The sequence below is a fragment of the Mycobacterium sp. SMC-4 genome (assembly GCF_050205565.1).
Taxonomy (GTDB): Bacteria; Actinomycetota; Actinomycetes; order Mycobacteriales; family Mycobacteriaceae; genus Mycobacterium.
This window is the reverse complement of the sequence record NZ_JBNMQU010000006.1, coordinates 272,512-284,758: the sequence shown is the minus strand read 5'-3', so window position 1 is coordinate 284,758 and position 12,247 is coordinate 272,512. Positions and strand designations below refer to the sequence as shown.

Below are 12,247 nucleotides of genomic sequence, written 5' to 3'. Positions count from 1 at the left end.
CCCGAAAGTGTGCGAGTTTGTGTCTGCTCGCGGATCAACAGATCACCCCGCGGGACGACAGATGCTCGATCAGCGGCCCGGCACCGCAACTGAGGTGTTCGGACATCGCCGTGCGGGCCGCGTCGGGGTCGCGGCGTGCCAGCGCGTCGAGTACTCGCCGATGGTGGGCGTTGGACTGCTCGGGCCAGCCCTTGACCGTCGGGAAAACTGTTTCCGGCGCATACCGGGTGATCTGCGACATCAGTTGCGCGAGCTTCGGCGACTCCGCGGCGACGTTGATGCCCCTGTGGAACTCGTGGTTCAGCCGCACCGCTCGCTCGTCGTCGTCGGCAGCATAGGCGGCTTCCAATTCGTTCTGGATCGCCGTGAGTTCCGCGACCTGTGCGTCGGTGATGTTCGCGGCGGCCCGGGCGGCCAGCGACCCGCCGATGTAGGCCTGGACGTCGGAGACGTCGGTGAGGTCGCGGACGGTCACGGGCCGCACCACGAACCCCCGTCGAGGCTGCTGATCGAGCAGACCCTCGGCTTTGAGCTCGAACAGCGCCTCGCGCACGGGCGTCACGCTGACCCCCAGGTCGGCGGCCAACTGGTCCAGCCGCACATAGGTTCCGGCCGCGTAGGTGCCGTCGAAGATCCGCCGCCGGACGTAGCCGGCGACGTCTTCGGCCAGTTGTGGCCGTACCGCGAACTCGGGGCTGCCCACCGCTACACCCGGTAGTCCGCCAGCAGACGCTTGCTGATGATGTTCTTCTGGATCTCGCTGGTCCCCTCGCCGATCAGCAGGAACGGCGCGTCGCGCATCAGGCGTTCGATCTCGTACTCCTTGGAATATCCGTATCCACCGTGGATGCGGAAGCTCTGCTGGGTCACCTCGGCGCAGACCTCGCTGGTGAAGTACTTGGCCATCCCGGCGGCCACGTCGTTGCGTTCACCGCTGTCCTTCAACCGGGCGGCATTGACCATCATCAGGTGTGCGGCCTCGACTTTGGTCGCCATCTCGGCCAATTGGAACGCGATCGCCTGGTGCTCGGCGATCGGCTTGCCGAAGGTGCTGCGCTGCTGGGCATATCGCACCGCGAGCTCGAATGCGCGGATGCCGACCCCGCACGCGCGGGCGGAGACGTTGACCCGGCCGACCTCGACGCCGTCCATCATCTGGAAGAAGCCCTGCCCGGGCGCCTCGCCGAGGATGTCGGAGGCCTGGGCGCGGTATCCGTCGAAGATCAACTCAGTGGTGTCGATGCCCTTGTACCCGAGCTTGTCCAGCTTGCCCGGGATGGTCAGGCCCGGCGCGACTTCGCCGAAGCCCGTGGGCTTTTCGACCAGGAACGCGGTCAGGTTGCGGTGCGGCTTGTCGGCGCCCTCGTCGGTGCGGACCAGCGCGGCCACCAGCGTCGAACTGCCACCGTTGGTCAGCCACATCTTCTGGCCGTCGATGGTGTAGGTGCCGTCGCCGTTGTCGCGGGCGCGGGTGCGGATCGCGGCGACATCGCTGCCGAGTTCGGGCTCGGACATCGAGAACGCGCCGCGGGTCTCCCCCGTCGCCATCTTCGGCAGGTAGTAGCTCTTCTGCGCATCGGTGCCGTGCTGACGGATCATGTACGCGACGATGAAATGCGTGTTGATCACCCCGGACACGCTCATCCAGCCGCGCGCCAGTTCTTCGACGCACAGTGCGTACGTCAGCAGCGACTCCCCCAGACCGCCGTACTCTTCGGGGATCATCAGCCCGAACAGTCCCATCTCGCGCATCGCGTCGACGATGGCCTGCGGATAGGTGTCGGAGTGCTCCAGTTCCTGCGCGGTCGGGATCACCTCTTTGTCCACGAATTGGCGGACGGTGGTGACGATCTCGGTCTGGAACTCGGTGAGCCCCAGCGTCTGGGCCAGTTTGGTCACGAGGCCACCTTCTCGAACACCGCGGCGAGTCCCTGCCCGCCGCCGATGCACATGGTTTCCAGTCCGTAGCGGCCGTCGCGCTTGTGCAGTTCGCGGGCCAGGGTCGCCAGCATCCGGCCGCCGGTGGCGCCGACCGGGTGACCGAGCGAGATGCCCGAGCCGTGCACGTTGGTCCGCGCCAGGTCGTCGGGTCCGAACTTCCACTCGCGCAGACACGCCAGCGCCTGGGCGGCGAACGCCTCGTTGAGTTCGATGAGGTCGATGTCGGCCAGTTCCAGGCCCGCCTTCTGCAGCGCTGCCGCGGTCGCCGGCACCGGACCGATGCCCATCACGTTCGGCGGCACACCGGCCACCGCCCACGACACCAGCCGCACCAGCGGGGTCAGGCCCAACTCGGCGGCTTTCTCCGGGGTGGTCACCAGGCACATCGACGCGGCGTCGTTCTGTCCGCTGGAGTTCCCCGCGGTCACCGTGGCCTCCGGATCATCCTTGGCCAGAACGGGTTTCAGCTTGGCCAGGGCTTCGACCGAGGTGTCCGCACGCGGGTGTTCGTCGGTGTCGATGACCTCCTCGCCGGCTCGGGTGCGCACCGTGACCGGGATGATCGTCTCGGCCAGCGCGCCGTCCTGCTGCGCCTTGACCGCGCGTCGGTGCGACGCCACGGCCAGCTCGTCCTGTTCTTCGCGGGGAATCGAGTACTGGCGGCGGAGGTTCTCCGCGGTTTCGAGCATGCCGCCCGGCACGGGATGGAACTTGCCGCCGGCGGTCGTGCGTCCGCGCGCCAGGGCGTCGTGCACCGCGACGCCTCCGCGCGCCCCACCCCACCGCATGTCGGTGGAGTGGAACACCACGTTGCTCATCGACTCCGCGCCGCCGGCCACGACGACGTCGTTGCCGCCGCTGGACACCTGCAGAGCCGCTTGAATGACCGACTGCAGTCCCGAGCCGCAGCGCCGGTCGATCTGCATCCCGGGCACGGTGACGGGCAGGCCGGCGTCCAGGGCGATGACCCGCCCGATGGCGGGGGCCTCCATGCTCGGATAGCAGTGCCCGACGATGACGTCCTCGATCGCCTCGGGCGCGACGCCGGTGCGGTCCAGCAGTCCCTTCAGGGCGGTGACGCCGAGTTCGACGGCCGTGAGCGTCTTGAACATGCCGCCGTAGCGGCCGATGGGTGTCCGGACCGGTTCGCAGATCACCACGTCGCGCATCACAGGTGCCGTCCGCCGGTCACCTCGAGGACCGTGCCGGTCATGTACGACGACAGGCCCGATGCCAGGAACAGCGCGACGTTGGCGACCTCCTCGGGTTCACCGGCGCGACCGAGCGGCACCTCGGCGACCTTGGAATCCCAAATCCGTTGCGGCATCGCCTCGGTCATGGCCGACCGGATGAGACCGGGTTGGATTGCGTTGACCCGCACGCCGAGGTAGGCCAGCTCCTTGGATGCCGCCTTGGTCATGCCGACGATGCCCGCCTTGGCCGCCGAATAGTTGGTCTGGCCGACCATGCCGACCTTCCCCGAGATCGAGGACATGTTGACGATCGCGCCGCGCTTCTGCTCGCGCATGACCGCTGCGGCCGCGCGCAGACCATTCCAGGTGCCCTTCAGGTGTACGGAGATGACCTGGTCGAACTGCTCCTCGGTCATCTTGCGCATGGTTGCGTCGCGGGTGATCCCGGCGTTGTTGACCATGATGTCGAGCCCCCCGAAGCCGTCCAGCGCCGCCTGGATGAGGGCGTCGACCTCGGCGGACTGCGTCACGTCGCAGCGCACCGCGCGCGCGACATCCTCTCCGCCGAGGGATTCGGCGGCGGCCTGCGTGGCCTCGAGGTTGACGTCACCGAGCACCACGCGGGCCCCTTCGGCGACGAACCGCTGCGCGATCGCCAATCCGAGACCTTGAGCTCCACCGGTGATCACGGCCGTTTGACCCGTCAGCAATGCCACTTGTCCACTCCTCAGCGTCTGTAGGGACCCAACTGACCGCTATCGTATTTCATATACGATATTTCCGAATCGGGACCCTGAGGAGTATCAAACTCGTGAGCACAGCCGACCCCGCCCCGGAAGTCAGCCCAGAGGACTTTTCCGAGATCCTCGCCCAGACCCGGCAGTTCGTCCGGACCGCCGTCGTCCCGCGGGAGCAGGAGATCCTGGCCGACGACCGCGTGCCCGACGATCTGCGCACCCAGGCCAAGGACATGGGCCTGTTCGGTTACGCCATCCCGCAGGAGTGGGGCGGCCTTGGACTGAACCTGGCCCAGGACGTCGAACTGGCCATGGAGCTCGGATACACGTCGCTGGCGCTGCGTTCGATGTTCGGCACCAACAACGGCATCGCCGGTCAGGTCCTGGTCGGCTACGGCACCGACGAACAGAAATCGACGTGGCTGGAACGCATCGCCTCCGGCGAGGTGGTGGCGTCGTTCGCGCTGACCGAACCGGGTGCCGGTTCCAACCCGTCCGGGTTGCGTTCGAAAGCCGTCCGAGACGGCAACGGAACTGGCTCGGACTGGATCATCAACGGCCAGAAGCGATTCATCACCAACGCGCCCAATGCCGACCTGTTCGTGACGTTCGCCCGCAGCAGACCGGCCGACGACAAGGGCGCCGGCATCGCCGTGTTCCTGGTGCCCGCCGACACGCCCGGGGCCGAGGTCGGCGTCAAGGACAAGAAGATGGGCCAGGAAGGCGCCTGGACCGCCGATGTTACCTTCACCGACGTCCGGGTCCCCGACAGCGCGCTGGTCGGCGGCACCGAGGACATCGGCTACCGCGCGGCGATGACGTCGCTGGCCCGGGGGCGCGTCCACATCGCGGCGCTGGCGGTGGGCACCGCCCAGCGCGCCCTGGACGAGTCGGTGGCCTACGCGGCGACGGCCACCCAGGGCGGCACCGCGATCGGCGACTTCCAGTTGGTTCAGGCGATGCTCGCCGACCAGCAGACCGGCGTGTTGGCGGGCCGCGCGTTGGTGCGCGACGCCGCCCAGAAGTGGGTGTCCGGCGAGGACCGGCGGATCGCCCCGTCGGCGGCGAAGCTGTTCTGCACCGAGATGGCCGGACAGGTCGCCGATCTCGCGGTCCAGGTGCACGGCGGCAGCGGCTACATGCGTGAGGTCGCCGTGGAACGGATCTACCGCGACGTCCGGCTGCTCCGACTCTACGAGGGCACCAGCGAGATTCAGCGATTGATCATCGGAGGCGGATTGGTGAAGGCGGCAAAGCGCGCATGAGCGAACGATCAGAGGGCCGGCTGCAGGAGCGCGTCGCGTTCATCACCGGTGCCGCTCGCGGCCAGGGTCGCGCGCACGCGGTGCGGATGGCCAACGAGGGTGCCGACATCATCGCCGTCGACATCGCCGGGCCCCTTCCGCCGTGCGTGCCCTATGACCCCGCCACCCCGCAGGATCTCGAGGAGACCGTGCGCCTGGTGGAGAAGACCGGGCGGCGCATCATTTCCGCGGTGGTCGACACCCGCGATTACGACGGGCTGCGTGACGTCGTCTCCTCGGCGGTGGCCGAGCTCGGGAGACTGGACGTGATCGTCGCCAACGCCGGAGTCTCCGCGCCGCAGGCATGGGACGCCATCCGGCCGGAGGACTTCCGCGACGTCATGGACATCAACGTCACCGGCACCTGGAACACGGTCATGGCCGGCGCCGACAAGATCGTCGCGGGTGGCCGTGGCGGGTCGATCATCCTGATCAGCTCCGCGGCCGGCATCAAGTTGCAGCCGTTCATGGTGCACTACACGGCCAGCAAGCACGCCGTCACCGGCATGGCCCGCGCGTTCGCCGCTGAACTCGGCAAGCACGCCATCCGGGTCAACAGCGTGCACCCGGGTCCCGTGCTCACCGACATGGGCACCGGCGACATGGTCAGCGCACTCAACGCGGCGATGGAGAGCAACCCGCAACTGCAGCACATGATGACGCCGTTCCTGCCCACCTGGGTGGTGCAACCGGAGGACATCGCCGATGCGGTGTGTTGGCTGGCCAGTGACGAGTCGAAGTTCGTGACGGCGAGCGCTATTTCGGTCGACCAGGGATCGACGCACTACTGAGCAGCGTCCGCTGCAGGAACGCCACCTGATCCTGCACCGTCTTGCCGAACCAGTCGTGCCCGGGCCACACGTCGAAGTGGTCGCACGGGTAGCGGTGCACCTGCGCGCGACCGTGCGCGGCGGTCGCCGCGACCGCGTCGGCGGGCACGTACTGGTCGAAGTCGGCGATCTGCACCAGCAGCGGGCACCTCAGCTTCTTGGCCGCGGCGGTGGTGCGCACGCCGAGCACCTCCAGACCCACCGAGCAGTCGATCTCGTTGCGCCACGTCGGACCGGCCATCGCCGTGTAGCTCTCATAGGCGCCGTCGAGTGCGAGCGCACCGGGCTGCCCGACGGGAGCCACCAGCGGCATCAGCGTCGGTGCCGCACCTCGGCGCACCGCGAGGCGGCTCTTGACGCCGGCCAGCGTCCACCGTAGCGAGGTGGCGAGGTCGCGGGAGGTGGCCGCCGCGCGGCTGACGGCCAAGCCGCTGGTCAACGGCGTCAAGGCAATCACGGCGGCGACATCGGCGCGGGCGGCCGCGACGGTCAGGACGTGGCCACCGGAGAACGAGGCCCCCCACAGCGCGATCCGGGCGGGGTCCACGCCCTCGAGCGCCTTGGCCGCCTCGATTGCGCTGTGATAGTCGTCGACCTGTCTGCGCACCGAAAGAGACTGTCGCGGTTGCCCTCCCGATGCGCCGAAGCCGCGGTAGTCGAACGCGAGCACGTCGATCCCAGCGGTGGCGAACCGTTGCGCGAAGGGCTCGAGTCCGGAGTCCTTCGTGCCACCGAACCCGTGGGCCATCACCACCAGCGGGCGCGAGCCGCCGCCGGGCGCGCGGAAATGCCATCCGCTGCAGTCGGCATCCCCGCTGCGGAAGGTGATCTCGTCCGGGGTCATCGCATCACCTGTGCACTCCGGCGGGCGCGCTGCAATCCGGCGGGCAGTTCGCGAGTCCGGATGTCGTGTTCGTAGACGAAGTAGTCGACCTGCTGCGTGTGCCGGGGGCGGTCGGTGCAGTGCCCGGCATGCAGCTGCTGATCGGCGTCGATCGTGCGCTCCATCTCGCTGATCGCCGGTAGGGCGTACCGGCCGACCGCATAGGCGGCCAGCAGACGCGACTGACATTCGACGAACGGGAACAGGGTCGGCACCGCCTGGGCGAAGCCGATGAAGACCAGGTCGTCGATGCCGGGCTTGAACATGCGCTTGTAGAGCCGGATCTGGTTGTTCGGCGCGCTGATGAAATCCGGGTCGAAGAACGGAAAGGTGATGTTGTACCCGGTGGCATAGATGATGACGTCGAAGACGTCGCTGGTGCCGTCGGTGAAATGCACGGTGTCGCCGTCCAAGCGGGCCACGTTGGGCTTGGGCGTCACGTCGCCCGAACCCAACCGCAGCGGCAGCTCGACCGATTGCGTCGGGTGTGCCTCGAAGAGCTTGTGGTCCGCCGGCGGAAGACCGTACATCGTGGGGTCGGTGCCGAGCATCGGCGCCACCAACTGCACGGCTTTGCGCTGCCACTTCAGCGGCAGATGGGGAGACGTCCGCCAGAACGTGTCCCCCGGCCGACCGGCGATGTACTTCGGCACGATCCAGGCGCTCGAGCGCGTCGACAGGGTGACCTTGTTCCCCAGCGCCTTCGACGACAGCTCGACGGTGATGTCCGCGGCGCTGTTGCCGATACCCACCACCAGAATCCGCTTGTCCCTCAGGTCCAGCGGCGTGGTCGGATCGATGTACTCGTGCGAGTGGATCGTTTGGTTGGCGAAGGATCCCGGAAAATCCGGTAGCCGCGGATCCCAGTGATGACCGTTGGCCACCACGAGCAGATCGAACTGCCGTCGGGCACCGGTGTCATCGGTCAGACACCAGCCCTCGCCCTCGCCGCGCTCGGCCCGGACCACACCGTTGCCGAATTCGATGTTCTCGAGCAGACCGAATGTCGCGGCGTACTCGTCGAGGTACGCCTTGACCTCGGTATGGTGCGGGAACGACGGATAATGCGCAGGCATCGGAAAGTCCTTGAAGGACAACCGATCCTTGGAGGTGTCGATGTGCAGCGACCGATAGGCGCTGCTGTGGCCGTTCGGATTCCCGAACGCCCAGTTGCCGCCGATGCGGTCAGACGATTCGAAGGTCGTGTACCGGACGCCGTAGTCCTTGAGCATCTTGCCCGCCGTCAAGCCGCTGATGCCCGCACCGATCACCGCAACGTTGGGGTCTTTGATTCGCACCGACGCTCCTCCCGCCGCAACGGAATCTACGAGCGTTTTTGACGTACGTCAATGGTTTCTGACGCGCGTGAAACAGCCGCGGCGGGAGGACTGACTCCGGTCAGCCGAGGAAGCGCACGATCGACTCGGCGACCGCGGCCGGCTTCTCCGAACCCTCGATTTCGACGGTCGTGGTCAATGTCGCCTGGACGGCGTTGTCGAGCTGGGCCACGGCGGTGATCTCGGCGCGGGCGCGCAGCTTGGCGCCGACACGGACGGGCGTGATGAACCGGACCTTGTTGTAGCCGTAGTTGATGGCCATCGCGACATTGCCGACGGTGTACAACTGGTGCGTGAAATGCGGGATCAGCGACAGGGTCAGCAGACCGTGGGCAATGGTCCCGCCGAACGGCCCGTCGGCGGCCCGCTGCGGATCGACGTGGATCCATTGGTGGTCGTTGGTGGCGTCGGCGAACAGGTTCACCCGGTCCTGGGTGATCTCGAGCCACTCGGTGGGCCCTAGTTGAGTGCCTTCGGCCGCCGCCAGCTCGGCGAGATCGTTGAACTTCTTCACTGGTACCTCCTTGTCAGTGTCGTTGCCGTGCGACGTGGTTCACACGCGCCCGCCGCTGGCCGTACGGGTCTCACAGTGCCACACCGGCACTGGGCGCCGAGCGTCACCCGCAGCCAGGGTCGGCGCGGCAGCGTCGCCGGCCACATCACGCTTGCGGTCCACCGAGTCAGCGAAGCGGACAGCTCCGGCTGCGGCGTCGCGAAACATCACCGTCACATTCCCACGCGCCCACAATCTTCCCGGAATTGACGCAATCGATTATGCAAGTTAGCGAATAGCGCACTATTTCTGCATTTACCGAGTAAGTAGAGTTGTAATGATGGCGGACGAGTTCGCTCGAATCCGATTGACCGCGTAGTCAATCGCTATTTTCGCCGGTTTCGAACCTACCAAATGGCTTCCTGCGGTATGCCTTTAACGCAACGTTTCGCTTCCTACACCTGCACAACCAGGGAAATCAGTGTGACTAGCTGGAATCCAGGCCGATACGGCCACATACTGAGTGCGCCGTTGCATGCGGTGAATACCGAGTCCGAAAAAGCGCAGTCGAGACCTTCAAAGGGGTATCTCGATTGCATGACGATGGGAATCCTATGAGCGCTCCGCTAACTCAATCGCCAGCCGACCAGTTCGCCCTGCCCACGCGGCACGCGTGGTGGGACGAAACCGCACAGTGCACGTTGGTGATGTCGCGGCCGGCACTGGATCCGGAGTTGTGGTTCGAGTATCTCGAAGGTGCCGAGCGCAGTTACCGCAAGTTCGGCGTCGAAAGCGCCCTCGATGTCGCCGACATCAGCGACGGTCACGACACCGCGTTGTTCTGGGCGGCGCTCGATTCCGCAGGCCGGGTGATCGGCGGCCTGCGCGCCAAAGGGCCGCTGACAGGCGCTGACGACTCCCACGCGGTCGTGGAGTGGGAGGGTCAGCCCGGCCTGGCCGCCGTACGCAAGATGATCGACGACCGTGTGCCGTTCGGAGTGCTGGAGATGAAGGCGGCGTTCGTCGATGACCGCACGGGCCAGTCGAAAGGGGTGACACGAGCACTCGCCCGCAGCGGCTCGCACGCGATGGCGGTCATGGATGTGCAGTTCTGCATGGCCACCTCCGCACCGCACGTGCTCGACAAGTGGCGCACCTCCGGCGGTGTGGTCGCTGACATCCCGGCGACGCCGTACCCGGACCCGCGGTACCGCACGAAGATGATGTGGTGGGACCGCCGTACCTTCATCCGGCACTCCGAGCCCGCTCAGGCCGCCAGGATGATCGCCGACGTCCGTGATCTGGAACAGGCGGGGGTCCTCTATGGCGGGCCGATCGGACTACGCGATAATGCGCTGTGACGTTCGAGCCCCCTGAGACCGATTCGTTCCACACCACAGATCGCGGCGAGAACCCCTCGCGAGCCGTCATTCTCGATCCCGCCGACGACTCCGATGCGCGCACCATCGAGTCGTTGCGCGCCGATCCCCACATCGCGGTGCTCGACCAGATCGACGGGCAGGCAGCGACATTGCGCAGTCTGCTGCCCACGCCGGATGACGGGCTGACCGGTGAACGGCCACGCTGGGCGTACTACCCGTGGCGGCGCACGCTCGTGAGTGTGCTGGGTCCGCGCGCCTATGCGCGTACGCGAACGGACCGCAACCGCAACCTGATCACCATCGACGAACAGCGCAAGCTCGAGTCGCTGCGGGTCGGTGTGGTGGGTTTGAGTGTGGGTCATGCCATCGCCCATACGCTGGCGGTGCAGGGTCTCTGTGGGCATCTGCGGTTGGCCGACTTCGATCATCTCGAACTGTCGAACCTCAACCGTGTGCCCGCAACGGTTTTCGACCTCGGCGTGAACAAGGCGGTCGTGGCGGCTCGCCGAATCGCCGAGGTGGACCCGTATCTCGACGTCGAGGTACTGCAGGACGGACTTTCGGCGGAGACGCTCGCGGCGTTCCTCGACGGGCTGGACGTCGTGGTCGAGGAGTGCGACTCACTCGATGTGAAGGCTCTGGTGCGCGAAGGAGCTCGGGCGCGCGGAATACCGGTGCTGATGGCCAGTAGCGATCGCGGCCTCATCGACGTCGAACGGTTTGACGAAGATCCGCGGCGACCGCTGTTCCACGGGTTGCTCGGGGACGTCGACGCCGCGGCACTGTCGGCGCTCGACAGCCGGGAGAAAATCCCGCACGTCTTGCGCATCCTCGATGCGGCGAGCCTGTCGCCGCGCGGTGCCGCGTCGCTGGTGGAGGTCGGCCAGACTTTGGCCACCTGGCCGCAACTCGTCGGCGACGTGCTCGTCGGCGCGTCGACGATCGCCGAAGGGGTGCGACGTATCGGTCTGGGGGAACCGTTGGCCTCGGGCCGCGTCCGAATCGACGTGGCCGCTGCACTGGACACCCTCACCGACCCGGCGGACGAGCCGGCTCAGCGGTCCGAACCGCCGATTGAGCAGCGCTCGCTCACCCCGCAGTCGACGGTGCATGCGGTGGTGCTTGCGGCCCACCGGGCGCCCTCGGGAGGCAACGCGCAACCGTGGCACATCGATGCGACACCGCAGACGGTGACGATCCGGCTGGCACCGGAGTACAGCTCGTCACTGGACATCGCTCTGCGCGGCAGCGCCGTGGCGCTCGGAGCGGCGGTGTTCAACGCCAGGGTCGCCGCTGCTGCGCACGGCGCACTCGGGCCGGTCCGATTCCACGAGGACGACCACGACCCGCTGCGGGCCGTGATCGAGCTCGGCCGGGGTGAGGACCCCTACCTGGCGGGTCTGTACCCGATGATCGAAGCGCGCGAGACCAACCGCCACGGTGGCACTCGCATCGCCCTGTCGGAGGACGTGCTGTCGGCGCTTCGCGATGCCGCCCACCGCGAGGGCGCGGGTGTCAGGCTGCTCCACGAAGCCGACGACCTGAGGCGGGCAGCACAGATCTTGGCCGCCGCAGACCGCATCCGGTATCTCACCCCCTACCTGCATTCCGACATGATCTCGGAGCTGCGGTGGCCGGGTGATGAGCGGCAGGACTCCGGGATCGACGTGCGCAGCCTCGAACTCTCGGGAGACCAGCTGGCGACCCTGGACGTGCTGCGGCGCACCGAGGTGATGTCCATCCTCGCCCAGTGGGACGCCGGCTCGGTTCTCGGCAACGACACCGGCAGCCGCGTCGCGCAGAGTTCGGCTCTTGCGGTGTTGACGGTCGACGACCGGTCGTTGACCGGGTATGCGCGCGGCGGCAGCGGCGCCGAAGCGTTGTGGATCACCGCGCAGCAGTTGGGGTTGTCCGTCCAACCGATCTCCCCGGCCTTCCTGTATGCCCACGATGACGACGAAGTCGTCGCGTTGTCATCGAGATTCGCCGCCGAGCTCATCGAGCTCCAATCAGAGTTCCGTCACATGACGGCGACGCGACCCGAACAAGGGCTCTGTTTACTGCTGCGACTGACCAAAGCGCCGCCGACGTCGACTCGTAGTCGGCGTCGAACACTCGGTTTCGGTGTCTCGCCCGTATTCTGACTG

General features: G+C 67.0%; 11 protein-coding genes. 4 read left to right on the top strand and 7 right to left on the bottom strand.

Annotation, left to right across the window (positions count from 1 at the left end; all coding sequences use genetic code 11):
- Window positions 1-34: 34 nt before the first annotated feature.
- From ACQI46_RS13300 to fabG, 4 genes are read right to left on the bottom strand one after another with little or no spacing between them, the layout of a single operon-like run.
- Complete coding sequence (locus ACQI46_RS13300; protein ID WP_427094460.1) at window positions 35-703, bottom strand: GntR family transcriptional regulator; 669 nt, start codon at window positions 701-703, stop codon at window positions 35-37.
- 2 nt (window positions 704-705) lie between these two features.
- Complete coding sequence (locus ACQI46_RS13295; RefSeq protein ID WP_427094459.1) at window positions 706-1,899, bottom strand: acyl-CoA dehydrogenase family protein; 1,194 nt, start codon at window positions 1,897-1,899, stop codon at window positions 706-708.
- A complete protein-coding gene (locus tag ACQI46_RS13290; RefSeq protein WP_427094458.1) occupies window positions 1,896-3,110 on the bottom strand; it encodes an acetyl-CoA C-acetyltransferase in 1,215 nt (404 codons plus the stop codon). The genes ACQI46_RS13295 and ACQI46_RS13290 overlap by 4 nt, the downstream gene beginning before the upstream one ends.
- Complete coding sequence (fabG, locus tag ACQI46_RS13285) at window positions 3,110-3,850, bottom strand: 3-oxoacyl-ACP reductase FabG (RefSeq protein WP_427094457.1); 741 nt, start codon at window positions 3,848-3,850, stop codon at window positions 3,110-3,112. The genes ACQI46_RS13290 and fabG overlap by 1 nt, the downstream gene beginning before the upstream one ends.
- A 95-nt stretch (window positions 3,851-3,945) precedes the next feature.
- Between fabG and ACQI46_RS13280 the strand changes: the two genes are divergently transcribed.
- Together ACQI46_RS13280 and ACQI46_RS13275 are read left to right on the top strand one after the other, a co-directional pair.
- A complete protein-coding gene (locus ACQI46_RS13280; protein WP_427094456.1) occupies window positions 3,946-5,136 on the top strand; it encodes an acyl-CoA dehydrogenase family protein in 1,191 nt (396 codons plus the stop codon).
- Window positions 5,133-5,966 (top strand): mycofactocin-coupled SDR family oxidoreductase, encoded by an 834-nt coding sequence (locus ACQI46_RS13275; protein ID WP_427094455.1) that lies wholly within the window; start codon window positions 5,133-5,135, stop codon window positions 5,964-5,966. The genes ACQI46_RS13280 and ACQI46_RS13275 overlap by 4 nt, the downstream gene beginning before the upstream one ends.
- Here the strand turns inward: ACQI46_RS13275 and ACQI46_RS13270 are convergent.
- The 3 genes from ACQI46_RS13270 to ACQI46_RS13260 form a co-directional block, all read right to left on the bottom strand.
- Window positions 5,932-6,849, bottom strand: coding sequence for an alpha/beta hydrolase (locus ACQI46_RS13270; protein WP_427094454.1), 918 nt, complete (start codon window positions 6,847-6,849; stop codon window positions 5,932-5,934). The two genes, ACQI46_RS13275 and ACQI46_RS13270, sit on opposite strands and share 35 nt — an antisense overlap.
- Window positions 6,846-8,186 carry a flavin-containing monooxygenase gene (locus ACQI46_RS13265; protein ID WP_427094453.1) on the bottom strand — a complete coding sequence of 447 codons (1,341 nt, stop codon included), beginning with the start codon at window positions 8,184-8,186 and terminating at the stop codon, window positions 6,846-6,848. The genes ACQI46_RS13270 and ACQI46_RS13265 overlap by 4 nt, the downstream gene beginning before the upstream one ends.
- Before the next feature lie 100 nt (window positions 8,187-8,286).
- Entirely contained in the window at window positions 8,287-8,739 is a 453-nt protein-coding gene (locus tag ACQI46_RS13260) for a MaoC family dehydratase (protein WP_427094452.1), read from the bottom strand.
- A gap of 593 nt (window positions 8,740-9,332) precedes the next feature.
- On the opposite strand from ACQI46_RS13260, the gene ACQI46_RS13255 reads away from it, so the two are divergent.
- Together ACQI46_RS13255 and ACQI46_RS13250 are read left to right on the top strand one after the other, a co-directional pair.
- Window positions 9,333-10,079 (top strand): hypothetical protein, encoded by a 747-nt coding sequence (locus tag ACQI46_RS13255; protein WP_427094451.1) that lies wholly within the window; start codon window positions 9,333-9,335, stop codon window positions 10,077-10,079.
- Window positions 10,076-12,244, top strand: coding sequence for an Rv1355c family protein (locus ACQI46_RS13250; protein ID WP_427094450.1), 2,169 nt, complete (start codon window positions 10,076-10,078; stop codon window positions 12,242-12,244). Before ACQI46_RS13255 ends, ACQI46_RS13250 begins: the two co-directional genes overlap by 4 nt.
- Window positions 12,245-12,247: the final 3 nt, after the last annotated feature.